General features: G+C 34.9%; 26 protein-coding genes. 14 read left to right on the top strand and 12 right to left on the bottom strand.

Annotated elements, in window-relative coordinates:
- Positions 1-117 precede the first annotated feature (117 nt).
- Genes K2F26_RS22880 through K2F26_RS22895 form a run of 4 tightly spaced genes read left to right on the top strand, consistent with a single transcriptional unit; the run spans position 118 to position 3,253 of the window.
- Positions 118-378, top strand: coding sequence for a hypothetical protein (locus K2F26_RS22880; RefSeq protein ID WP_220609619.1), 261 nt, complete (start codon positions 118-120; stop codon positions 376-378).
- Positions 378-770, top strand: a complete 393-nt coding sequence (locus K2F26_RS22885; RefSeq protein ID WP_220609620.1) for a type II toxin-antitoxin system VapC family toxin — start codon at positions 378-380, stop codon at positions 768-770. The genes K2F26_RS22880 and K2F26_RS22885 overlap by 1 nt, the downstream gene beginning before the upstream one ends.
- Before the next feature lie 55 nt (positions 771-825).
- Positions 826-2,280, top strand: coding sequence for an HsdM family class I SAM-dependent methyltransferase (locus K2F26_RS22890; RefSeq protein ID WP_220609621.1), 1,455 nt, complete (start codon positions 826-828; stop codon positions 2,278-2,280).
- A complete protein-coding gene (locus K2F26_RS22895; RefSeq protein WP_220609622.1) occupies positions 2,273-3,253 on the top strand; it encodes a restriction endonuclease subunit S in 981 nt (326 codons plus the stop codon). Before K2F26_RS22890 ends, K2F26_RS22895 begins: the two co-directional genes overlap by 8 nt.
- Positions 3,254-3,518: 265 nt before the next feature.
- Here the strand turns inward: K2F26_RS22895 and K2F26_RS22900 are convergent, their stop codons facing one another.
- The 3 genes from K2F26_RS22900 to K2F26_RS22910 all read right to left on the bottom strand — a co-directional run bounded on the left by K2F26_RS22900 (position 3,519) and on the right by K2F26_RS22910 (position 5,043).
- Entirely contained in the window at positions 3,519-3,932 is a 414-nt protein-coding gene (locus K2F26_RS22900) for a putative toxin-antitoxin system toxin component, PIN family (RefSeq protein ID WP_220609623.1), read from the bottom strand.
- Positions 3,932-4,159 carry a hypothetical protein gene (locus K2F26_RS22905; RefSeq protein WP_220609624.1) on the bottom strand — a complete coding sequence of 76 codons (228 nt, stop codon included), beginning with the start codon at positions 4,157-4,159 and terminating at the stop codon, positions 3,932-3,934. Before K2F26_RS22905 ends, K2F26_RS22900 begins: the two co-directional genes overlap by 1 nt.
- 254 nt (positions 4,160-4,413) lie before the next feature.
- Positions 4,414-5,043 (bottom strand): phosphoribosylanthranilate isomerase, encoded by a 630-nt coding sequence (locus K2F26_RS22910; RefSeq protein ID WP_220609625.1) that lies wholly within the window; start codon positions 5,041-5,043, stop codon positions 4,414-4,416.
- Positions 5,044-5,192: 149 nt separating this feature from the next.
- On the opposite strand from K2F26_RS22910, the gene psaK reads away from it, so the two are divergent.
- Positions 5,193-5,444 (top strand): photosystem I reaction center subunit PsaK, encoded by a 252-nt coding sequence (psaK, locus tag K2F26_RS22915; protein WP_096572347.1) that lies wholly within the window; start codon positions 5,193-5,195, stop codon positions 5,442-5,444.
- Positions 5,445-5,780: 336 nt separating this feature from the next.
- Entirely contained in the window at positions 5,781-6,998 is a 1,218-nt protein-coding gene (locus K2F26_RS22920) for a site-2 protease family protein (protein ID WP_220609626.1), read from the top strand.
- 149 nt (positions 6,999-7,147) lie between these two features.
- Here the strand turns inward: K2F26_RS22920 and K2F26_RS22925 are convergent, their stop codons facing one another.
- From K2F26_RS22925 to K2F26_RS22940, 4 genes are all read right to left on the bottom strand, one after another.
- Positions 7,148-7,840 (bottom strand): manganese catalase family protein, encoded by a 693-nt coding sequence (locus K2F26_RS22925; RefSeq protein WP_220609627.1) that lies wholly within the window; start codon positions 7,838-7,840, stop codon positions 7,148-7,150.
- Between the two features lie 110 nt (positions 7,841-7,950).
- Positions 7,951-8,223 carry a GlsB/YeaQ/YmgE family stress response membrane protein gene (locus K2F26_RS22930; protein WP_220611999.1) on the bottom strand — a complete coding sequence of 91 codons (273 nt, stop codon included), beginning with the start codon at positions 8,221-8,223 and terminating at the stop codon, positions 7,951-7,953.
- 269 nt (positions 8,224-8,492) lie between these two features.
- Entirely contained in the window at positions 8,493-9,875 is a 1,383-nt protein-coding gene (hemN, locus tag K2F26_RS22935) for an oxygen-independent coproporphyrinogen III oxidase (RefSeq protein WP_220609628.1), read from the bottom strand.
- A 364-nt stretch (positions 9,876-10,239) separates the two neighbouring features.
- On the bottom strand, positions 10,240-10,914 hold the full coding sequence (locus K2F26_RS22940; protein WP_194053756.1) for a biliverdin-producing heme oxygenase: 675 nt from the start codon (positions 10,912-10,914) through the stop codon (positions 10,240-10,242).
- 389 nt (positions 10,915-11,303) lie between these two features.
- Here K2F26_RS22940 and K2F26_RS22945 point away from each other — a divergent pair, with 389 nt between their 5' ends.
- From K2F26_RS22945 to recN, 7 genes are all read left to right on the top strand, one after another.
- On the top strand, positions 11,304-11,564 hold the full coding sequence (locus K2F26_RS22945) for a hypothetical protein (protein WP_220609629.1): 261 nt from the start codon (positions 11,304-11,306) through the stop codon (positions 11,562-11,564).
- A 1-nt stretch (position 11,565) separates the two neighbouring features.
- Positions 11,566-12,006 (top strand): HNH endonuclease, encoded by a 441-nt coding sequence (locus K2F26_RS22950; protein WP_220609630.1) that lies wholly within the window; start codon positions 11,566-11,568, stop codon positions 12,004-12,006.
- A 151-nt stretch (positions 12,007-12,157) separates the two neighbouring features.
- Positions 12,158-13,234: a magnesium-protoporphyrin IX monomethyl ester (oxidative) cyclase gene (gene acsF / locus K2F26_RS22955; protein ID WP_220609631.1), complete on the top strand. Its 1,077-nt coding sequence runs from the start codon at positions 12,158-12,160 to the stop codon at positions 13,232-13,234.
- A gap of 303 nt (positions 13,235-13,537) precedes the next feature.
- Entirely contained in the window at positions 13,538-15,394 is a 1,857-nt protein-coding gene (locus K2F26_RS22960; RefSeq protein WP_246605463.1) for an alkaline phosphatase family protein, read from the top strand.
- Positions 15,395-15,545: 151 nt separating this feature from the next.
- Positions 15,546-15,806 (top strand): DUF4258 domain-containing protein, encoded by a 261-nt coding sequence (locus K2F26_RS22965; RefSeq protein WP_220609632.1) that lies wholly within the window; start codon positions 15,546-15,548, stop codon positions 15,804-15,806.
- A complete protein-coding gene (locus tag K2F26_RS22970; protein WP_190647462.1) occupies positions 15,803-16,003 on the top strand; it encodes a DUF2283 domain-containing protein in 201 nt (66 codons plus the stop codon). Before K2F26_RS22965 ends, K2F26_RS22970 begins: the two co-directional genes overlap by 4 nt.
- A 163-nt stretch (positions 16,004-16,166) precedes the next feature.
- Positions 16,167-17,897, top strand: coding sequence for a DNA repair protein RecN (gene recN / locus K2F26_RS22975; RefSeq protein ID WP_220609633.1), 1,731 nt, complete (start codon positions 16,167-16,169; stop codon positions 17,895-17,897).
- 40 nt (positions 17,898-17,937) lie between these two features.
- On the opposite strand, the gene K2F26_RS22980 is transcribed toward recN, so the two are convergent.
- The 4 genes from K2F26_RS22980 to K2F26_RS22995 form a co-directional block, all read right to left on the bottom strand.
- The gene (locus K2F26_RS22980; protein ID WP_194053762.1) at positions 17,938-19,290 is read right to left on the bottom strand and encodes a cysteine desulfurase-like protein; all 1,353 of its coding nucleotides are present in this window, start codon (positions 19,288-19,290) and stop codon (positions 17,938-17,940) included.
- Positions 19,291-19,441: 151 nt separating this feature from the next.
- Positions 19,442-20,323 carry an ATP adenylyltransferase family protein gene (locus K2F26_RS22985; protein WP_220609634.1) on the bottom strand — a complete coding sequence of 294 codons (882 nt, stop codon included), beginning with the start codon at positions 20,321-20,323 and terminating at the stop codon, positions 19,442-19,444.
- A gap of 262 nt (positions 20,324-20,585) precedes the next feature.
- Positions 20,586-21,029, bottom strand: a complete 444-nt coding sequence (locus tag K2F26_RS22990; protein ID WP_194053765.1) for a DUF2267 domain-containing protein — start codon at positions 21,027-21,029, stop codon at positions 20,586-20,588.
- Between the two features lie 228 nt (positions 21,030-21,257).
- Positions 21,258-22,901: a serine/threonine protein kinase gene (locus tag K2F26_RS22995; RefSeq protein WP_220609635.1), complete on the bottom strand. Its 1,644-nt coding sequence runs from the start codon at positions 22,899-22,901 to the stop codon at positions 21,258-21,260.
- Between the two features lie 122 nt (positions 22,902-23,023).
- On the opposite strand from K2F26_RS22995, the gene K2F26_RS23000 reads away from it, so the two are divergent.
- Complete coding sequence (locus K2F26_RS23000; RefSeq protein ID WP_220609636.1) at positions 23,024-23,167, top strand: hypothetical protein; 144 nt, start codon at positions 23,024-23,026, stop codon at positions 23,165-23,167.
- Between the two features lie 82 nt (positions 23,168-23,249).
- Here the strand turns inward: K2F26_RS23000 and K2F26_RS23005 are convergent, their stop codons facing one another.
- Positions 23,250-24,920, bottom strand: a complete 1,671-nt coding sequence (locus K2F26_RS23005; RefSeq protein WP_220609637.1) for a DNA methyltransferase — start codon at positions 24,918-24,920, stop codon at positions 23,250-23,252.
- Between the last annotated feature and the right edge of the window lie 38 nt (positions 24,921-24,958).

Here is a 24,958-nt window from a genome sequence, read left to right on the forward strand (position 1 = left end):
ACTTTCCAAAGGGTGTTCTAGATATCCTAATTCAGAAAAATTACCAAAATATGTTAAACTAAGAATAGATGTAACTGACTAATTCACAGATTATGTATTTCGCTAAAGGACAGAAAAATGCCACAAATTAACATTGAAGCTCGTGTAGACGAAAATGGTTTGTTATGTCTGAAAATGCCAGATGATTTTGCGGGAATGGAAATAAAGGGAAAACTTTTATATCAAGTTTATGCTCATACTTTACCATCTACAAAAAAGCGTAAAGTAGATATTGCTGCTGTTCGTAATATCTGCAATCAAATTAAAAATTTACCTGTTCTTGATGATAGAAGTGCTGATGAAATTATTGGTTATAATGAATTGGGATTATTAGAATAATGGTGATTGATACTTCTGCTATCCTAGCAATTATTTATGGTGAACCTGAAGAATTGATATTTATTGAATTGATTAACGAAAGTGAAGAATGTCTATTATCTTCTCCAAGCTCTGTGGAAGCATCCATAGTTTTAGGTACTAAACATGGTGAAAAAGGTGTAGAGAATTTGAAATTACTAATTGAAACACTGTCTATAACTATTGTACCTTTTACTATAGAACAAGCACAATTAGCCAGCGAAGGATTTTTGAAATTTGGAAAAGGTCGTCATCCAGCAAAATTAAATATGGGAGATTGTTTTTCTTATGCTTTAGCAAAATTCACAAACCAACCTTTATTATTTAAAGGAAATGATTTTATTCACACTGATGTTGAACAGGTGAAATATTAATTATCAAATATTAATTATTAGATATTAATTTACTCAAATTACTGGTTAGAAATAAATGAAAAATCTCGGCGGTAGTATTAAAAGTTTACGTAATTTCATGCGGAAAGATCCAGGTGTTTCTGGTGATGGACAAAGAATTGAACAGTTAGGTTGGTTATTGTTTCTGAAAATTTTAGATGCAAGTGATCATGAGTTAGAATTAATCAAAGATGATTTTATTTCTCCTATTCCTGAACATTTACGCTGGTGTAACTGGGCGGTTTCTCAACAGGGAATGACTAATGGGAAAAAATCATTAACTGGTGATGAGTTACGGGATTTTATTGATAAAGAATTATTCCCCGCTTTGCGAAATTTAGATACTAGCACCGGGAATCAACGCGCAGTAATTATTAAAGAGATTTTTCAAGGTACTAATAATTATATGAAAAATGGGACTATTATCCGTCAGGTGTTAAATAGTCTCAATGAAATTGATTTTGAAAGTTCGGAAGATCGTCATTTGTTCGGTGATATTTATGAAACGATTTTGCGAGAATTACAAACTGCGGGCGCTTATGGGGAATTTTACACACCCCGCGCTTTAACTGAATTTATGACGGAAATGGTTAACCCGATGTTGGGGGAAATTGTTCTCGATCCTGCTTGTGGTACGGGTGGTTTTTTAACTTGTGCAATTAATCATTTACGTTTGCAAGGTGTTGATAATGTCCGAGATTTGCAAACTTTAGAAAAAACGATTAAGGGTATGGAATTTAAACCTTTACCCTTTATGTTAGCGGTAACAAATTTATTTTTACATGAAATTGAAGTTCCCAATATTGAATATACAGATAGTTTAAATCGAGAATATACTTCTATTAATAGTAAAGATCGGGTTGATGTGATTTTAGCTAACCCTCCTTTTGGTGCTTCGGTAACAGATGGAGTAGAAGATAATTTTCCCATGAATTATCGCACTACAGAAAGTGCAGATTTGTTTTTATTATTAATAGTTAGGTATTTACATGATGGGGGACGGGCTGGTATTATTTTACCTGATGGTTCGTTAACAGGGGATGGGGTAAAAGCGCGTATTCGTCAGCATTTATTAGAGTCTTGTAATTTGCATACTATTATCCGTTTACCTAATTCTGTGTTTCAACCTTATGCTTCGGTGGCGACTAATTTGTTATTTTTTACTAAGGGTGAACCGACTAAGGAAATTTGGTATTGGGAACATCAATTACCGGAAGGTGTGAAGGCGTATTCTAAGACAAAACCGATTAATAAAAATGAGTTTCAGGATTTAAAGAAATGGTGGCATAAAAGAGAGGAAAATGAGCAAGCATGGCGGGTAAGTTTTGAGGAGTTAGAGAAGAATGGTTTTAATTTGGATGTGAAAAATCCTCATGTTCAGGAAGTGGAAAGGGGTTATAGTTCTGTGGAGTTGTTGGGGATGTTGCATGATTCTTTAAAGGAAAGTGATAGAATTTTGGATTTATTAACTAAAGAGATTAAAAATGTCTGATCTAACTTCAATTTATCAAAAGCAACCATTAAGAGATATTAGTATTCAATCAAGTGTTAATGCTTTGCTTGATTTAGTTAATCAATATCCTGATTATTTTATTTCAGGTAAGTTTACTGACTTTTTTAATACATTAGGTGGAACACAACCTCCTAAAAAACATTTCATTGATCACCCGGAAGAAGGTTATGTCAGATTTTTGCAAATAAGGGATTTTTCCTCCGAGTCAACCCCAACATTCATTCCAATTTCTAAAAATAATAAAATCTGTTCAGAAGATGATATAATACTTGGCCGTTATGGTGCGTCAGTTGGAAAAATATTAACTGGTAAAAGTGGTGCATATAATGTTGCCTGTGCAAAAATAGAACCACTAATCAAAATTAACAACAAATTTTTATTTTATTGGCTGCATAATTCCAAGTTTCAAAACCAGTTAAGAAGTATTAGTCGTAGCGCACAAGGCGGATTTAATAAAAATGACTTAGCTAGATTTGATGTAGTTGTTTTAAAGTATGAATATCAATTCAAAATTGTTGAAATACTTGAGAAAATTGATAAATTTCTAATAGAGAAAAAAGATATTGAATTGTGTTTATATTCCTTAGACCCCTTTTATAAAGATTTCTTTCAGAAAGCAAAAATTTTTCTAGATTCTATACATTATATTGACAATCTAAAACATAAAAGTATTTTTCAACAAAAAACATTACTTCTGTTAAAACAAGCGATTTTACAAGAAGCGATATCTGGTAAATTAACAGCAGAATGGCGTAAACGAAACCCGATTCAAAAAGGTGATCCTGATACGGATGCTGTTGCACTTCTGGCTAAAATCAAAGCGGAAAAAGAACAATTAATTACTGAGGGTAAACTCAAAAAAGAAAAACCTTTACCTCCTATTTCTAGTGATGAAGTTCCCTTTTCTTTACCTGATATCCGCGTTTATCTGCGTTCATCTGCGTTTAATTAAAATGTCAGAATCAGGATGTCCAGGATTAAAGGATTTACAGGATAGAATGTAAAATGATTTTGATCATCTCAATTCAGAAGATGATAAACATAATATCATTCAACAATGGATAATTAGTAAATAACATCCCGTACATCCTCAAATCCTGGTTATCCTGATTCAGACAAATAAAATAATAAACATAATATCATTCAACAATAGATAATTAGTAAATAACATCCCGTACATCCTCAAATCCTGGTTATCCTGATTCAGACAAATAAAATTAATTAAACCTAGTCAAAAATTCATTTGCAGTAATAATTTCAATATCTCTAAAAGGATTTAAAATTAATAAATCTTGATCACCAGTAATAATAAAATCAGCTTTACCGCTAATTGCTAATTCCAAGAATTTATCATCTTTAGGATCACGACAAATAGTAATAAGTTCTTTTATTTCTACCAATTCAGACATCTCGATTAGTTTAAGAATAAATTCTTGCTTTTCCTCTAGGGTAAAATATCTCTCAAATTTCTTGCGACTTAAAACTCGATTAAGTTCTAATAATGTTGCTTCAGAATATAAAATTAATCCCTGTGATTCTATTAGTTTTATGATCTGAAAAGGAGGAGAATTTTTAATTAGCAATGCACTAACTAAAATATTATTATCCAAGACAAAACGCTTATTCATCATTATTCATCTTCATCATCTAGAATTTCTTGTAATATCTCTGGTGTTAAACCTCTCTTTTCGGCTTTATCAGCAATTTCTTCCATCACTTGACTTAAAGTTTTATTAGCAAAATCAGGTTGAAAGAATAACTTAACTATGAGACTGAGTTTTTGTTGTTTGTTAACTTCTGCTTCTCGATAAGCTTTCGCTACTTCATGCTCAACATTAATAGTAATTGTTTCCATCATTAACTCCTAAGCTAAAAATTAAACACCGTTGTCTTTATTTTCATCCTTATTTTTTGTCCTGATTTTTCTATTTTATCACTACCTAAAGATTTGAGCGATCGCTTATTCTCAATATACGACAAATCAAACACAAAAAACAACTAGCATAAAACCTGATGTAATCTATCCTTAAATCCTGGATATCCTGATTCAGACAAAATCATTCATTTATCAGCTTTCAGTAAACTGATTACTGATTACTGATAGCTGAATACTCACAAAGATTTTAACTTAGCAAACAACAACGCCACCTTATCTAAATCTTTATCTCCTGGTGAACGTTCTACACCACTAGATAAATCAATTCCATTGGGATGAATTTGATTTAAAGCTGTTAAAATATTATCTGGTGTTAGTCCTCCTGCTAAAAACCAAGGACGACTAGGTTTATAAGCTTGTAACATTTCCCAATCTAATGTTTTTCCTGTTCCTCCTAATTGTTGGGGATGGTAAGCATCTAATAGTAAACTATCTACATAATCAATATAATTAGCTGTGGTTTCTAGTTGTTGTAAATTTCTCACTCGCAAAGCTTTAATAATTTCTATGTTTGGTAAAATCTGACGTAATTGATAACAAAATTCTGGTGTTTCATCTCCGTGCAACTGTACACCCGTTAAATTAGATGCTTGTACAACTTCACTAATTTGTAAAATGCTGCTATTGGCAAAAACACCAATTTTATCAATATTATCTGGCAATGGTGATACTGCTGCTCGTATTTGCTCTATAGTAACGTAGCGTGGTGAAGTTTGTACACAGATAAAACCTAGTGCGGTTGCACCTAAATTAGCTATAGCTAAAGACTGCTGTGGTTGAGTAATTCCGCAAATTTTAACTCGCATTTAAGTGTAAGATAAGTGTAATAAATGACGGGGGAAATTAAAAATAATTACAAAAGTACATTAATTTAAAGGAAAAACTTTTGCTTTGTCCTAGCTAATTCTATAATTTTGTAGGTTTGGATTCATTTTTCATCATAGGAGAATACATCTTGTTATCATCTATTTTATTAGCAGCAGCATCCGTACCCGCTACACCTGAGTGGAGTCCTACAGTTGGTATTATTATCAGTGCCAGTTGTTTGGTGGTACTTTTACTCAGTTTGGCAAGTAAAGCACCCAAAGTAGGACCCCAAATGCCTTTACTTCCCGTAAGTGTAGCAGGTTTTATCGGTGCAATGGCTTTCGGTCATGTAATTGGTATTGGTATTGTTTTAGGACTGACTAACATCGGTCGTTTATAAGTTTAATTTAATGCTCTTTTACTAGAGAGTAACTTAAAAATTCGGCGGTAGGTAAACATTAACTTACTTACCGCTTTTTTATGTCTGGGGACTGGGAACTAATGGAAAATTGAAAATTGAAAATTGAAAATTGATAATTGATAATTGATAATTGATAATTGATACAGCAGTTTCGACGTGAATGAGGTACAAATTTAGATCACAAAACCTTACACCAAAAGGATTTTCAAGCTGATAGCTGCTGTAATTAATAACTTCTACCTCCCCTACCTCTCCTACTTCCCCTGCCTTCTGCTATGGTGAGAAATATAAGAAATATATAAATAAATTGATGTAATGCAAAAAAATTGGCAAATTGGATCTTTATTTGGCATTCCTCTGTTTTTGGACTCCCTATGGTTTGTAATTGTTGGGTTGGCAACTTTAAATTTTGGGGTTGCTTACCAAGGATGGGGAACTGTCACAGCTTGGAGTGCGGGACTGGTAATGGCACTGCTGTTATTTACTTCTGTGCTGTTGCATGAGTTGGGGCATAGTTTAGTGGCGCAGTCCCAAGGAATTAAAGTTAATTCCATTACGCTGTTTTTCTTTGGTGGTATTGCGGCGATAGAGGAAGAGTCAAAAACTCCAGGTAAAGCTTTTCAAGTGGCGATCGCTGGTCCTGTGGTAAGTATTATCCTGTTTTTGTTGTTAACTCTAGGTTATCAAGTGATTCCTGATACTACATTATTAAATGTTATGGTCAGGGATTTAGCAAGAATTAACTTGGTTGTGGCTTTATTTAACTTGATTCCCGGTTTACCTTTGGATGGGGGACAGGTATTAAAAGCAGCACTGTGGAAAATTACAGGCGATCGCTTTCAAGCGGTACATTGGGCGGCTAAGTCTGGACAAATTTTAGGTTATTGTGCGATCGCTTTCGGATTTGCTCTAGATTTCTTTACCCAGGAATTGGTAACAGGTTTGTGGATTGTATTATTAGGTTGGTTTGCAATTCGTAACGCCAATACCTATGACAATGTTACCACCCTGCAAGAAACTCTGATTAAACTCCAAGCATCTGACGCAATGACTCGTGATTTTCGCGTAGTTGATGCAAATAAAACATTACGGGAGTTTGCGGACTTATATCTTTTAGATACATCTTTTCCCCATACATCACACATTGCACATACTTATTTTGCTGCATCCGATGGACGTTATCGGGGTTTGGTGAAAATTGATGATTTGCGGACAACCGAAAGAAGTCAGTGGGAAACTGAAACTTTGCAAACTATTGTTCATCCCCTGAACACAATACCCACTGTCAGCGAATCAACTTCTTTAGCAGACGTTATCAACAAACTAGAAAACGAACAGCTACCCCAAATCACCGTACTTTCTCCCGCAGGTGCGGTAGCTGGTGTGATTGATCGGGGAGATACTGTCAAGTGTTTAGCACAAAAGTTAAATTTGCAAATCAGCGAAGGGGAAATAAAGCGGATTAAAGAAGAAGGGACTTTTCCCCCTGGTTTGCAGTTAGGGTTAATAGCAAAGTCAGTAGGTGAGAGGTGACAGGGGAAGAAAATTTTAGATTTTAGATTTTAGATTGGAGATAACAAAAACAATCCAAAATCCAAAATCCAAAATCCAAAATAAAAAACTCCTGACTCCTATCCCCTGACAGAAAGACTTTCTCAGCAACCCCTAATTATTACTAATTATTAAGTTCGAGATTCTAAAGGATTGGCAATGTAATTAAATGTTGGTTCAGAATTCCAAGGACCTCGTTGATCTGGCTCAGTTCCGTTTTTTGATAAGTTGTAATAAAGAGAGACAGTTTCATCTGGTTGAACATTGCCAAAAATAGGATCAGTCAACTTACCCAAAGAATCCAAAGCTTTCATAAACATTTGGGTATGAGAAATTTCTCTTGTTAATAAATGAACTAAAGTATTTTTAGTTCCTTGATCTGTGGATAGTTTAATTAACTCCTCATAAGTTTGCCTTGCGCCAGCTTCTGCGCCAATATTCGCCCGTAAATCTCGAACTACATCACCACCTTCATTCAAATAATTTGCAGTCCAAGCATGACCTTGACTATCAAGAAAATGAGGTCCGATTCCGCGAAGAGCAAAAAGAGTGCTTCTGTAAGCTTCGGTTTGGTCGGTATTTTTTGTATGAGATTCTATGAGTTTACCAACCATTTCTAAATGACCAAATTCTTCAATAGCAATATCTTGGAGCATATCCCGAATACCAGGATTTTCAACATGAAAAGATTGCACCCAATATTGCAAAGCGGCTGTGAGTTCTCCAGTTGCACCGCCAAATTGCTCTAGAAGTAATTGAGCAAAGCGGGGGTTAGGTTCATCAACTTTGACAAAATGAATCGGTTCTTTTTTGTGAAAAAACATACAATACAATTAATTCAAATTTCCAACTTCAAAACCCAAAATCTAAAATCCCGAATCTAAAATCCAAAATCCAAAATCTAAAATCTAAAATCTAAAATCTAAAATTGAACTTATGCTCGGCTACTTCTTTGGAATAGCGTCCATAAATAAATCGCAAGTATCGCACCAATTATTGCCACCAAAAGACCGGGAATACTTAAAGTAGCAGCCGAAAGTTGTAGAGTTCCTGTGCGGAGAAGTGTAAATAAAGTTCCACCGATAAAAGCACCTACAATACCTAAAATTATTGTTGAGACAATGCCACCGCCTTGATGACCAGGATAAACAGCTTTGGCAAGCGCACCAGCTAATAGTCCTAAAATTATCCAAGCAATAATATTAATCATTGCCGATTACCTCTATAATTTATACTGTATCAAATTTATTAGTATTGAAAGATAAATTTTTCTACCTGATGATATATTTATTTAAATCAAAAGTTGTAGATAAAGGATTCAGGCTATCATAATTGTTAATTCCTGTTAATTCCATCAACATAAAAATATACCCCAATTATTAGATAATTAGGGTATTTAACCAATCACCAATTACCAATCACCAATTACCAATTACCAATTACCAATTACCAATTACCAATTACCAATTACCATACTCAAATAGCACGAGAGAATTTAGTTTCTTTAATTCTGCTATGAGTATCGAAGTTAACGGCGATATTTCTCACCAATAATCTACCAGTATCAGTAATTTGGATTTCGTCGGCTAATAAATTTACAAGTCCATCATCTTCCAGGGGTTTTAATTCTTCTAGTTCCTGGGCAAAATATCCATCAAAATTGATGTGATATTTCTTTTCAATGTCTGATTTATGTAACTGGAAGTGAGACATAATAGACATAATTACATCCCGTCTGATGATATCATCTTGGGTTAATTTAATGCCTTTACTGGTGGGAAGAATACCTGCTGTTACAGCTTGATAATAGTCCTTTAACCCTTTATGGTTTTGAGCATAAGCATCTTCTAACATACTAATAGATGTAGAACCAAAACCAAAAAGTTCGGTTTCTGCGTGAGTTGTATAACCTTGGAAGTTGCGTTTAAGAGTACCATTTTGTTGAGCGATCGCCAATTCATTATTAGTTTTGGCAAAATGATCCATACCGATAAACAAATACTCATTATTTGTTAATTCCTCAATGGTCATTTTCAGGATATCTAACTTTTCCTGAGCGCCCGGTAATGTAGCCGGATCAATTCTTTTTTGTACAGGTTTCATCCAAGGAACATAGGCAAAATTAAACACCACAACTCGATCAGGATCTAGAGCAATTGTCTTTTTGACAGTTTCTCTAAAAGTATGTAGATTTTGGTAGGGTAAACCATAAATTAAATCTACATTTACACTAGCAAAATTAGCCTCTCTAATCCAACCCATTGCTTCAAACAGCATTTTTTCTGGTTGGATACGGTTGACTGCTTGTTGTACTTCTGGGTTAAAGTCTTGGATACCAAAACTAATGCGATTAAAGCCAATATCTCTAAGAAATCGGATATATTCTCTATTGACATAGCGAGGGTTAATTTCAATAGAAACTTCTGCATTTTCATCAATAGTGAAATAACGATTAATCTTATTCCACAAAAATTCAACTTGACTTAGTTCCAAATAATTTGGTGTTCCACCACCCCAGTGAATTTGCAAAACTTTGCGACTTGTATCTATTAATTCGCTGGTATTTTGGATTTCCCGCGCTAAATTTTGGAGATAAGGTTTAGCGATATTCTTGTTATTAGAAATAACTGTATTACAGCCACAAAAATAACAAGCACTCTGACAAAAAGGAATGTGGAAATATAAAGATAGGGGCGTTTGACGTTGATTAGAATTAATGATGGCTCTTTCAAAGTCTGGCGCGGTAAATGTTTCAGTTAATTCTGTAGCTGGTGGGTAGCTAGTATATCTGGGTGCGCGGGTGTCATACTTTTTGATCAGATCCAAATCGAATTTGACACCAGGTAATAGAAAGACCATCAAAACCTCCGAGTTACTGTTAATTGAATGCCTAGTAGTTGTACTAATTTGGAATTGGGTTTGAGTTGGGTTTGAATTTGTAGATTGGCAATAGGTTGATATTTATCTTTTGTTACCAATTGCCAAAACATTTGTATTTTTAGCTTCAAATAATGAAACTAAATAGCTAGGAATTACTGCAAGAAACCCGGTTTTGATTTAAAATACTATCTGCTTTTGTGGGGTATAGAATTCACGACTACACAAATTTGTTGGGTGGTGAATACTATTGTTGGAAATAAACCGCAAAGTACGCAAAGTACGCGAAGGAAGAAGAGTAGGAGCGGTTTTTTTTAGTTTGCAGGTAATTTACAGAGTGAAAATATCAAACTAGGTCGTTGTATGTAGCTCGACCTAATGCTTGCATTAAAATTGGTTCTAACTCTTTAATTATCTCCATATTTAAGTAGAAAGCATGGTTAGCTTCTGCTACAATTTTATCAGCCATCACATCATCAACAGGCACATTATCCAATGCTTGACGATACTTGTTTTTGAATGCCTGTTTATCGGGAATTTGGGCAAAGTTATAAAACTCAGTTCCTTCATAACCAGACAATTTCAAAGCTGACTGAGCGATTTTTTGTAGCATTTGTCCACCGGAAAGATCACCCATATAACGAGTATAAGCATGACCTAATAATAAAGCAGGTTCATGGGTAGAAAGTTGGTGAATACGCGCCAGGTATTTTTGAGTTGCTGTGGATGGTGTAATGAAATTTCGCCAGAGATTACCATGATAAAATAACATATCTTGTTCTAGAGATGCTTGGCGATTTAGTTCAGGAAAATACATTACACTAATTACAGGATGTTGTTTATGCTTCTCAATTGCTGCTTCTAGTTCACTGTAAACAAAATACAGATTACTCAGAAATTTACTAAAACATTCTCGGTCTACAACTCCTTGGACAAAACATTTCATAAAACCGACATTTTCTGCATCTGTATGAGCTTGTTGAGTACCAGAACGCAGTTTGAGGGCGAAATTATTACTCATTGTTGCTTCCTTCATTTTCAAGCGCCTAATTTGCTCAATAGTCACCGACTCGTTTACCAGTTCACAGTCGATGTCAACATGAAAAAATTGTTATTTTAGAGATATGGGTTTTGCGCCGATCTATCCAGCAAATACCACCGCTGATAAAGAACAAGGCAATTTTTATCTCTTACAAAATATTTAACTATCAATCTTCTTATTAATATAAAGATATTCATATTTCTTTAGACTTTTAAATATAAAGATATTCAGGATTTGATGATATTTTATTGAGTAAAATTACTCTATTTTTTGTATTGATAAATAAATTTACTTGGATTGAAAATAATTACTGAATTTTATGTATATACTTGTAAATAACAGTTAAAATAATAAAAAAGGATACTGCTATGAATACATCTGTAAAAACCATTACAGTCTACGATGAATTTATAGATTTTATTGCTGCTGGTACTACTCCCGAAAGTTTAATTAATTTCCACCTTTCGGAAACAGCACAAAACCGTTTAGAAGATTTAATTGATAAAGCTAAAAATAATGAAATCACTAAAGAAGAAAAACGGGAGTTAGATATTTTTCTGAATCTAGAACATATTATCAGATTAGCTAAAGCTAAGGCTCATAAGTATATCAACACTGAGAGTAAATAAAATGTCTCGTACTTACATTAATTTAGAAACAAGGCGGTTAGTTGTGGAACGTGCTGGAAATATCTGTGAATATTGTCTAATTTCAGAAGAAGATACCTTATCTTGTCAAGTTGACCATATAATTAGCGTTAAACACGGTGGAACAAGCACAGAGGATAATCTTTGTTATGCGTGTGTTTTTTGTAATTTGCAAAAAGGCACAGATTTAGGTTCAATAAATTGGCGAAATGGTGAACTGGTGAGATTTTTTAATCCCCGTCGAGACTTCTGGGGTGATCATTTTCGACTTGATGAAGCTGTGATTCAACCATTAACAGATATCGGTGAAGTAACAGCGCGTATTCTTGATTTTAACAATGATGATCGGATTCAAGAAAGAATATTTTTAATAGAAGTTGGTAAGTATCCATCACTAGCAGCAAAAGCAAAAATGAGTAAGTAAATCTAGGAAAAATGCCCTAAAAATTTTTCTGTAATTGCTAAATTATCTCAGATGATTTTGTACAAAATACTTTCAATAATTTAACTGATGACTACTCATTACTATTTATGCTTAGATAATTCTACAAGGATAAAATAGCAAAAGGAGTATCATGGTTAAGTCTTTAGAAACTCCCCCAGTTGAGTTGTTGAAACCAGGTGTCAAAGCACCTGTTCAAGAAACATTATTAACACCCCGATTTTATACCACAGATTTTGATGCTGTGGCGAAAATGGATATCTCTGGTCATGAAGAAGAAATCAGAGCTATAGTTGATGAACTCAAGGCAGATTATAACCGCCATCATTTTATCAGAGATGATGAATTTAAACAGTCTTGGGATCACATTCAGGGAGAAAAAAGACTTGCCTTTATTGACTTTTTAGAAAGGTCTTGTACTTCTGAATTTTCCGGGTTTTTACTGTTTAAAGAATTATCTCGTCGTCTCAAAAACAGTAATCCTTTACTCTCTGAAGCATTTGAATATTTAGCACGGGATGAAGCCCGTCATGCAGGTTTTTTAAACAAGTCAATGGCGGATTTTAATTTATCCCTTGACTTGAGTTATCTTACTAAAAACCGGACTTATACTTTCTTTCCTCCAGAATGGGTAATTTATACAGTTTACCTATCGGAAAAAATCGGTTATTGGCGTTATATTTTGGTATATCGCCATATCGCACAAAATCCAGAATTTCAATTTTATCCTTTATTTAGGAAGTTTGAAAGTTGGTGTCAAGATGAGAATAGACATGGTGACTTTTTCAAGGCGTTGTTACGTTCTCAACCCCAGTTATGGAATAATTGGAAAGCACGCTTATGGGTGCGTTTTTTCCTATTAACTGTGTTTGTCACCCATACAATGACAGTTTTTGAACGGGCGAATTTTTATGAAATTTTAGGAATTCATCCCCGTAAATACAATACTCAAGTCATCACAGAAACCAACAAAACCGCAGCTAGGGCTTTTCCTGTGATTCTGGATACAAATCATCCCTATTTCTTCTGGAATTTGGAACAATGTGCAATCAATAATCAGAAATTAATTGATCTCAAAAACAGTAACAAATCTGTGATTGAGAAGTTCTTCCACAAGATACCATTGATTATAAATATCGTATGGTATATGTTGAAGCTTTACCTCGTTAAACCCATCAATGCGGAAAAGACTCGCCAAACTGTTTGTTAATTTTTTAAACTTGTGATTTGCGGTTTTTTCTTATTATTAATTTTTAATCTTGCGTAATTCCTCAGATCCCCGACTTTTGTTGAGAAGTCGAGGATCAATACTTTTATTTTAAGGTTTTGTTCGCGTAGCGTGCCGTAGGCAATCCCCCCAACCCCCCTTGAAAAGCGGGGGCTAAAAATGCCTATTGTTTCCCCCTTTTTCAGGGGGACTAAGGGGGATCTTAATCTGATGATTCTTTACAGAAATTTAAGTATTATTTGATGCTATAAATTGTAAAATCTTCATGTCCTAAAAATCACGAAGATGATGACGATTTTCACACAAGGTTATCGCTGGGTTATTTTATCAGTTAGCTTATTATTTTCTTTAATAGCTATTTTAGCCTGTTTTCAGGTTTTTGCTGGAGAAAATAAACCACATAATGCAGTTATTTTTGTGACTGATGGTTTACGTCCTATGACTGTAAATGCTACTGACACACCCACTTTACAGTCAATTAAAGAACAGGGTGTAAATTTTGTTAACTCCCATTCTCTATTTCCTACTTTTACCACAGCTAATGCTTCTGTGATTGCGACAGGTCATTATTTAGGTGATACAGGAGATTTTAGCAATAATATTAAAGTTAATAAACCACTTAAAAGTGCAAAAAATACCATAGTTCCATTTTTAGAAAATGACGCAGTTCTCAGAGAAGTTAACCAACAATTTGGTAATAATTTTCTTAACGAAGTTAGTCTTTTAGCGATAGCAAAAAAATCAGGTTTTAGCACTGCTGCTGTGGGGAAATTAGGACCAGTTTTAATTCAAGATGTCACTCAAGAAACGGGTAAACCAACAATTATTATTGATGACGCTACTGGTACATCAACAGGAATACCTTTGAGTGAGGAAATTAGCAAATTATTAACCCAAAATTCCCTACCTTTAATTACACCATCACGGGGTGAAAATGGTAAAGCTGGTGATAGTAAAAATCCCGGTGCAAAAGTTGCCAATATTAAACAACAGCAATATTTTGTAGATGCGACAACTAAGGTGATTTTACCGCTTTTTAAACAACGAAAAAAACCTTTTGTTTTGGTTTATTGGTCCCGTGATCCAGATGGAACACAACACAATCATGGTGATAGTTTAAATCAACTTGTTCCTGGTATCAATGGTCCTACTGTGCAAGCGGCAAAGCGCAATGTTGATAATAATTTAGCGCAGATTATCGCTACTCTAAAAAAATTAGATTTGGCAAAAACCACAAATATATTTGTGACTGCGGATCATGGTTTTTCTACCATTAGTAAAGAAAGTAAAACCAGTTATGCAGCAAGTCTCACTTATGAAAATGTCCCTGCTGGTTTTTTACCTCCTGGTTTTTTAGGAATTGATTTAGCCCATGATTTAGAACTTGATTTATTTAATCCAGATCAGGAAAATGCAATAGTTGAACCAACAAAAGGACAATTTTCTACTAATAGTATTTTAGGCAAAAATCCGCAAAATCCAGAGATAATTATTGCTGGGAATGGTGGTTCTGATTTAATTTATTTACCTAATTTACCAAATAATGAAAATCAAAAAGATTACGCCCAAAAAATTGTTAATTCTCTCCTCCAACAAGATTATGTAAGTGGTTTGTTTGTTAATGATGCTTTAGGTGAAATTCCTGGTACATTACCTTTAAGTGCAATCAAATTACAAGGAAAATCACGCACTCCTACACCATCCATTGTTGTTAATTTCCGTTCTTTTGATACGGGTTGTGGTGTACCCACAGCTTGCGGTGTGGTTGTAGCTGATACTACTTTACAACAAGGTCAAGGAATGCACGGAAGTTTTAGCCGTGCGGATACTTTTAATATCATGACTGCCATCGGACCTGACTTTAAAAAGCAATATGTAGATAAAGCACCTGTGAGTAATGCAGATGTGGCTGTAACTCTGGCAAAAGTGCTAAATTTACAAGTTCCGGCACAGGGTAAACTGGTGGGAAGGGTGTTAAATGAAGCTTTACGTGGTGGTGTAAATGAGGTAAATTTTAAATCTCATGTTTTAGAATCTGCACCAGCAGAAAATGGCTTGAAGACGGTGTTAAAATATCAGACTGTGGGTGATACTCGTTACTTTGATGTTGCGGGTTTTATGGGTAGTACTTTGGGTTTGTAGTTGTCAGAATTAGGATTTTCAGGATTTAAGGATGAACAGGATGAGGCTATAATTGATTTTAGGAACATTACTAAAATCTAACCTATATATTCAATTATGTTTATTCTTGAATCAGGAAAAAGTTGGTTGATAAGATTAATATAGATATGAAATGAGATACCAGATTTCTCGTCACGCACAAACAGAAATGGAACGTCGACAAATTTCTGTTTCTTTAGTTGAATCGGTTTTAGACCATCCTCAACAAATTCTCCTTGAAAGAGAAGGACGTAAAGTATATCAATCCAAAATTGATTTTGGTACTGGTAAACTTTTCTTACTGCGTGTTATTGTGGCAGATGATGTTGATCCTAAAGTTGTAATTACTGTTTATCGCACTAGCAAAATTGAGAAATACTGGAGAGAATTATGAAAATCACATACAACGCAGAAGTTGATGTTTTAAGAATTATATTCAGTGATGTACAAGTTGAAGAAAGTGATGAAGAAAAACCAGGAGTTATTTTAGATTATGACGAATCTGGAAATATTATTGGCATTGAAATATTAGATGCTTCCAAACGTATTGATAACCCTTGTTCAGTGGAGTATTCTGTGAGTAATTCTTAGGTTGATTCTTTAATCCTGTAAATCCTATTCAGCCCAACTTAGTAACATTAGTTACTTACCCTGCAATTCAAAGAATAAACATCTATACATTACCGACTGGATCGGGATAAAATTAAGAAGTATTCTAAAAATCCGGCATTTACTTCACGGAGATTGTGGCCTGATGTTGCTGTGCCTCAGAATTGAAAATTTTGCCCTCATTGACCAGTTAGAATTAGAATTTGGTGCTGGTTTGAATGTTTTAACCGGTGAAACCGGCGCGGGAAAGTCAATCATTTTAGATGCGATTGATGCGATTTTAGGTGGTAAAATTTCTAGTCGTGTGATTCGCACTGGAACAAGTCGCGCTTTAGTAGAAGGAACTTTTAGTATTAATGCAATTTTATCGGCTTGGTTAAGTGAACAAGAAATTGATTTAATTGATGATAATTCAATAATTATTAGTCGAGAAATTACCGCAAATAACAATAATATCCGCAGTAGATCACGGGTAAATGGGGTGTTAGTAAATCGGCAAATGATGGTAAATTTGCGCGATCGCCTAGTAGAAATTACTGCCCAAGGTCAAACTGTACAAGTGGGACAATCTGCACAGGTGCGAGATTGGTTAGATTTATATGGTGGTGATAATTTAATTCAAAAACGTCAACAAGTAGCTGTTGCTTATAGTGCTTATCAACAAGCATACCAAACTTTAGAAAAACGCCGCACTTCGGAAAGAGAACGTTTACAACAACTCGATTTACTCACCTATCAAGTTCAGGAATTGAGTGCAGCAAATCTCGATGATCCGCAAGAAATGGAACTATTAAACCAGGAAAGGGAAAGGCTAAATCATGTTGTTGACTTGCAACAAATGAGTTATAAAATTTATCAATCTTTATATCAAAATGATGCAGAAAGTCCTACTGCTGCTGATTTATTAGGTGATAGTGAAACTATATTAAATCATATTGTTGAGTTTGATTCTCAACTGCAACCGATTTTAGAATTAGTGCGGGATGCAGTCGCTACAGTGATGGAAGTGGGGAGACAAATTAGCATTTATGGGGAAAGTTTAGAAGCTGATCCGCAAAGATTAGAAGAAGTAGAAGAACGCATCCGGGAATTAAAACAAATTTGTCGAAAATATGGACCAACTCTCACAGAAGCTATTGAATATTATCAACGGATTCAGATAGAATTAGCTGAACTTAATAACCAAGAACAATCTATAGAATCTTTAGAACAACAAGAACAAGTTTGTTTACAATATCTTGTACAAATGAGTCAACAATTAACCCAACTACGTCAGCAAACTGCGGCCAATTTAGCATCTCATTTATTAGCTGAACTGAAACCTTTAGCAATGGAAAAGGTAAAATTTCAAGTAGAAATTACACCAACTTCTCCCACATCAACGGGTGCAGATAAAATTACTTTTATGTTTAGTCCTAACCCTGGTGAACCTATTCAACCGTTAACAGAAATTGCTTCTGGTGGGGAAATGAGCCGATTTTTATTAGCTTTAAAAGCTTGTTTTAATCAACAAGATGGGGCGGAAACAATGATATTTGATGAAATTGATGTGGGTGTATCTGGTAGAGTTGCCCAAGCTATTGCCGAAAAATTACATCAATTAAGTCAAAATCAACAAGTTTTATGTGTGACTCATCAACCTTTAGTTGCTGCAATGGCAGATAGACATTTTCGAGTTGATAAACAAGTAATTAATAAAAATGGTAACACTGAACAAAGAACCGTCGTGAGAGTTACCAGTTTAGATAATTTAAAAACCCGTCGAGATGAATTAGCACAATTAGCAGGGGGAAAATCTGCAAATCAGGCGATCGCTTTTGCTGAATCTTTGTTATTGCAAGCTGCAAACCACCGTCAAAATAATGGGGAAGGATAAGAAACTTTTCCGTAAAATAGTATCCCTCACCCATTACCAATTACAGTTTTAAAATCTGCAAAAATTCCCCAATTTCATCTACAGTATTATAATGTGCTAATCCAATTCTTAATAACCCTCCTGATGTTTCTACACCTAACTTTTCTGTAAGTTCAATAGCATAGAAATTTCCATGCCAAGTAAATATTCCCTGTTCTCCTAAAAACTTCGCTATTTCTGCTGATGTTTTCCCCTCAATTGTGATTGAAACTGTGGGAGTTCTCCAATTAAATTTTTCCGGTTCTGTAATTCCATAAACCTTAATTCCAGGAATTTTTAACAACCCAGAAATCAATTTTTTACTTAACTCTCTTTCATATTGTTGAATCGCTGTCATTGCTGCTAATAAAGCTGCACGACGACTATGATAAGCAGATGTTAATTCATGGTTTTCTTGTGTTTCCGAAGTTAAAAACCGGGGACAATGAAAACTAGTTAAACCTTCTCTATCTGCTGCTATTAAAGATTCCAGTAATTCATTATCTAAAGTTGGAGAAACGTGACAACCTAATTTTGCTAAATAATTAATTGTTGCTACTAATCCCGCTAAACCTTCATGATTTAATGTTCCTGTTTCCCATCTTGATGGAACTTCATTAGATGCAGGTCTAACTTTATAAGGAGAAAATCTGGTTAAATGTTCTCTTTTTGCGTATAAAATACCAAGATGGGGAGCAAAGAATTTATAAGCTGAACAAGCGAGAAAATCACAATCTAAATGATGGACATTAATAGGTGCATGGGGCGCATAATGCACAGCATCAACGAAAACTAAAGCCCCAAAACTATGGGCTAATTTGACTATTTTTGCAATATCATTAATTGTTCCCACAGCATTAGAAGCATAGGTGACAGCAACTAATTTTGTTTTTTCATTAATTTTGGTTTCTAAATCATTTAAATCTAGGGTACAATCTGAGATGTTGATATCAACAAATTGAACATTTACACCTTTTTCTTCTAAAGCAAACCAAGGAGAAATATTAGCTGCATGATCTAATTTAGTGACAAGAATTTCATCACCTGGTTGTAATTCTCTAGCGATCGCACGACTGACACTAAAAGCGAGAGAAGTCATATTTGCACCAAATACAACTTCATCATGATCGCATCCTAAAAAATCAGCGATCGCTGCTCTGGCAGAATTAATTACCGCATCTGTTCGCGCACTGGTGGTAAAATAACCATGAGCGTTAGCATTAGACCTGACTAAATAATCACTGATATTATCCAAAACTGCACCGGGAACTTGAGTTCCCCCAGGTCCATCAAAAAATATCGCCGGTTTTCCGTTAATGGTTTGGTTTAATGCGGGAAATTGCGATCTAATCCATTTTATATCTAGAGATTCCATAAATTAATTTCCTCATGGAAAGAAAACAGATTTTTTAACGCAGATAAACGCAGATAAATGCAGATAATTTTTATTGATTTGTAATACCAGATCCCCGACTTCTTTTTTGTCTTCTGTATAAAATTATCAATTGCTCTCAGAAGTCGGGGATCTAAATTCTCAAAGCAACGTTTTTCAAAATATTCATTGGACCAATATCTTTAACTAGCTGCATTTGTTCAGTATTTCTCACCAATAAAGCACCAGCAAAGCCCAAAGAATTAATAGAAATTGACTCAAATTCCTCCTGCAAACGTGGTATAATTAACATCCATTCTCTCGTTGCCAAAAAATTATATGCTCCCGATTGTTGATTATTATTAACTGCCTGAATACCTACCATATCTAGTAAAGCATAATATTTCGCTAACGTCACCCCTGCTGTTTCATTAGGTGCAAAAGTTGTAAAAGCGTGTAAAAAAGGCAGTCCGGGTATAGTTATGATACCTTCTGTAAATTTAACTGTTTCTATTAATGGTGCAATGGGTATTTCTTTTCCAGAAATTGGTACTATTTGTAAATGTCTATGTCGCTGACTTGCACCAGCAATTTTACCACCATTATAAAATACTAACCCATCAAAATCAGCCAAACAAGCCGACATTGCCGTAAAATCTTCGAGAGTTAATAAACTTTCCTGTTCCTCAAAAGCACGGGTAATAATTAATAGGTGATAATCAACAACATTGAACTTATTTAAAATACAAACATGAGTTTCTGAAATGTCAGTTACAAATAAATCTTGTTCATAAGGTAAAAAGGGATTAAATTCTTTACCTGTCTTAGCAGTTTGTTTTTCTTGTTGTTCCTTAGCGGCTTTTTTACGGTTGAGATTTGCTAAAATTCTCACTAAGAATTTAACCCCATCTTGTTCCACAAATTCAAATTCTGTGGGAATAGATTTTAAAGCTTCACATTCTAAAGCGTGTGCTGTAGTTTGTTTTACCCTCTTCCATAAAGTCCCTGGTTCGAGTAATATTTTCCCCTGTGTCATCTGTTTTTATGATAAAGGTGCGAAAATATTATATATTAATTCTCAGTCACTCGTAAATAACAAAATACCCTGAAAATATTTATTTTACTCCCTTTCCCCCAAAATATTACTAATTATCTTCCTGATCTTCCTTTGCGTACTTTGCGGTTAATTCATAAGAAAAGTAGAAACTAGCTCAGTATAGAATTATTTATTTGTCACAATTGAAATGTATTTTGGGGCAACTCAACAAAGATGAAAATGCCCCATTTTAATTAAAGAATTAAGTACGCACAGCTTCCGGCCAAAGTTCTCGCAAAGCAGGGGGCATCATGTGAATAACATCTTCAATTTCTCCTTGGGAAACTCTTTGAGCCATAACCTTAAAAACTGCACGCACCAAAGTTTCTGGATCAATATCAGCATTAACATTGCGGAAATAATCCCGAATATGCTGTAAAAATTCTTCCTTTGTTCTATCTTTAGTTTGTTTTGCACCTGGTCGCCAATTTTCGTAATAAAATCCACCTAAAAGAATGGGTAATTGCGCTCCTAAATGGGCAGCTTCTTCCACAGTCAAGCGATCGCGCAATGCGTGTAATGTAGCTCGCAAACCTTGAAAAACTTGGTGTTTATTTTCCCAACCTAACTCTTTTCCTAACTCATTAATCCAAGGAATTGTTTTCTGTACAGTAGCATCAAAAGTATCTAATCCTGTCATTGTCATAATTATTTCTCCTATTTAAGAGGATGAGTGTATGACGTTTTTTAAGCAGACTACGTAATGACTTCAAATTATAAAAACCTGAATATTTTCTAACTTCTAGCTAATGGAGCATAATTTTTTATATACTCCTCTATCTGCTAGGAGATTAGGAAAGATGAAAAAATTTTGTTACCAACAGATCAACCAAACTCTTACCTGCCTCCACGAGAAGACTTTCAATAGCATTCCCTAATTATTATTAGCAGGTGCATTTGCATTTTTTTCTTTTGAATTTGTTTCTTGTGTTGGTACAACCACAGCAGAAGAATCTGTACTCTCAGATTGCTTAGGTGGTGTTGTGGGTACAACCACAGAATTTTTCGGTTGTGGTGGTGCTGTTGGTATAACTACAGGTTCTTCTGGTTTTTCCGGTTGAGCAGAGTCGTTATTTTCAATAGCAGGGGGTGAGATATTTTCTTTTTCTTTTTCTGGAGATGAGGTAGGTTGAGGAGATGATTTAGCTTCCCGTAGCTTCTCCACTAATGAAGGTGTGGGAGTAACCACAGGTGCAGATGTAGTTTGTGGATTTGTGCCGGGTGTAAGTTCTGAAGAGTTTTCTTGTTCAGGCGCAGTTTCTGGAGAAACACTCTCGTTAGTGGGAATTAGTTCTGGGGAAAAATTACGTCTGCGCTTGCGTCGTTCTGAAGTAGAAAATGATGCCGACTCACCAGGAGAATTAGTTTGATGATCTTGATTTTCCGGTGAAGGTGTAGTTTCAACTACAGGTTGTGGTGTAGTAGGTTCTTGAAGAGGTTGTTCAAAAAGTGGCTTGGGGGCTTGTGATTGAGATTTCGGTGGCATTCTTGTCAGGGTAAACCCTGCTGTCATAGCTACCAAAGCTACACCCACGCCAATATATGCCTTAGATGAGCCGCTTTTCTTTGATATTGCTGTAACTTTTTGTACAGGTGATGGTGTAGGAGCAGGAATAGGTGCTGGTTGTTTTTGCCGATTTTCTGCTTTTAGGGCTGATAAATCAATTGTTGGTGCGGGTTGAGTGAGTAATTGCGGTGTCATCTCCAAACGGCTTATCGGTAATAATTGTAACCATTCTGCTACTGTCGCCGGACGAAACCGAGACTCCACAGCCATACCGCGCATAACTGCTTGATTCATAGCTGCACTCAGATGGGGTTGCAGTTCACGAGGAGAAGGCATTGGTTGTCTATCTCGTAATAATGCTGGTGTGGGAACTTGTCCGGTTAACAGTGCATACAAAGTTGCTGCTAAACCATAAACATCGGTAGCTGGGGTGCGTGGTGCTTGGGTTAAATACTGTTCAATAGGTGCATAACCTTCACTCACTAAACCAGTATGAGTTTGTTTAATACCGCTATTAAATTCTCTGGCTATGCCAAAATCAATCAGTATAACTTCCTGAGTGCCTTGGCGGAGAATAATATTATCAGGTTTAATATCTCGGTGCAGCAAACCGTTATTATGTACCACCTGTAATGCTGCCCCAATTTGGCGAATATAATGAATTGCGGTTTCTTCTGATAAAGGTATTCCTGGTGACACAAAAGCTTGTCCTAAATTTTCCCCCGGAATATATTCCATCACCATGTAAGGTAAACCATTTTCCTCAAAAAAGTCACTAACTCGGACTATATTGGGATGAACGCAAGCGGCTAATCTTCTAGCTTCATCTTGAAATTGACGCTCGAATTTAGGAAAATCAGGATGTTGCCTGAGCCGTTCGTTAATAGTTTTCATCACTACTTCTTGACCTAAGTAATGATGCGTAGCTTTGAAAGTAATACCAAATCCACCTCTCCCTATTTCTTGGATAATGGTATATTTTCCACTCTGCAAAATTGTACCTGTTAACATAGGGATTCTTGATTCCTAATTGAGCAGCTGACACTCCCATCAACGGTTTTGTCTTTATCAGTCTAAAACTTTTTGTGGGGTTAGAGTTGAGAAGTTGTTTCTGGATACTAAAGGGGGAGTGTGTGAACAGGATAACTGGAATTTTAGGAACTGACAAGGAAGCTCAAGATGTACCTCGTGCTTCATCTAAATACAGCAGGAGTCAGGAGTCAGAAGTAAAACTCTCTTTCTGTATAGGTTTCAAATTAGATTCTGTAACTGATTGATCTGAAATATGCTGTATCTAGATAAATATACCTGCATAGATATACAGATTTTGTTGTTAGTTAATATCTCCATAAAAATCATCTAAAACAATTCCCCCTGTTCTCCTATATCTTGATTTTCCCTTTGTGCTTTTTTAAATGTCAACTCTCCCTGCTTCATATCAAAAAATTCTGGGCGCTTCTGTCCTGTTAATAGTTCTTCAATAGTTAAAATCTGAATTTTCGCGTAATTCCTGCTATTTCCTGCTTTATAAAAACCGGAAGATGCAGCTTCTTTAATCATGGGTTGAGTGGGAGGTGTGAGAGTAACAAATAAGCCAATTTCTGCTTTATTGGTTTCCATTGTACCCCGTAAATCTCTAATCATAGAAGCGTTAATATTCTTTCCACCTTTCACACTCACAATGATTTTTTTGACTGCGGTTTTATTTGATTTTTTGATATCTATGACATCTTCAAAAAAGATTAAACCATCTATTCCCCCATCTGCACCTTTCTTTTTATCTTTATAAGGTTGTGCATTTACCAAAGAACACGCCCACCATTGAAATTGATAAGCGTCTCTGTTAAATAAATCTATAGCTGCGGCTAAATCTTTTGGTGTACCTTCAACTTCAAATTCTATCCCTGGTACTAATTTTTGATTTTTATTTTCATCTTCAATAAATTTGCTAGGAAAAGCATCTCTTAATCTTTTTTCTATTAAAGAAATGGCTAAATGAGTAATATCAATACCGATCCAATTTCTGCCTAAATTTTCGGCTGCGTGTATTGCTGTTCCACATCCACAAAATGGATCAAGAATGATATCATCTTGATTACTACTAGCTTGAATGATTCTTTCTAATAATGTTAAAGGTTTTTGGGTAGGATATCCTAAAGCTTCCTTAGCTTGAGAATTAATAGGTGGTATATCATCCCAAATATCAGGAATGACTTTACCTTGCACCTCATCTAAATAACGTTTATAACGTGGTGTTTTCCCTGTTGGCGGTATAGCAATTTTACCTTGACTTAACCACTCTTGGGCGCGAGATTCTGGCATTCTCCAACCATTCTCAGGAGGATCACAATCTAATAGTTTATAGAAATAACCTTTGCTTGTTTTTGGGTTGGTTAAATTATCGAATTGAAATCTTCTACCGTCGCTATCAATATTACAATAATATTGTTTGATATATTCTTCAGAATAACTCAACCGTTGAGGATTCCAAGTAAATTTGTTAGATTTGACATAGTAGAAAATAATATCTGTAATTCTCGCATATTTTTTAGCATCGCTATGACTGCTAGTACGTCTCCAAGTAATTTGATTACGATAATTTCTGGCATCAAATATTAAATCTAGAATCATTTTTAAATAATGACTGGCAGTAGTATCACAATGTAAATATAAACTACCTGTAGATTTCAGAACTCGATGTAATTCTATTAATCTAATTGCCATCATTACCAAATAAGCTGATAATGAATTTTTACCTAATGTTCTTACTAATAAATCCAAAAATTGATATAATTCACCTTTTTTATCTTTAATTTCATCTAAAAATCTTTCTGACTCTATGCCCCATGTCCAGGTATCTTCAAATGCTGTAATTTGCGCTTCTGATTTTTCACCCGTAGCATTTCTAAAGAGAATATTATAATTAGCTTTAGAATTAAAAGGCGGATCAAGATAAATTAAATCAATAGATTCATTGGGGATATTTTCTCTGAGAACTTGGAGATTATCACCGTAGTAAAGACGTTTCATGGATCTTGAAATAGCTAATTGATAAATATTTTAAACAT

It is taken from the genome of Sphaerospermopsis torques-reginae ITEP-024, from assembly GCF_019598945.1.
Taxonomy (GTDB): Bacteria; Cyanobacteriota; Cyanobacteriia; order Cyanobacteriales; family Nostocaceae; genus Sphaerospermopsis.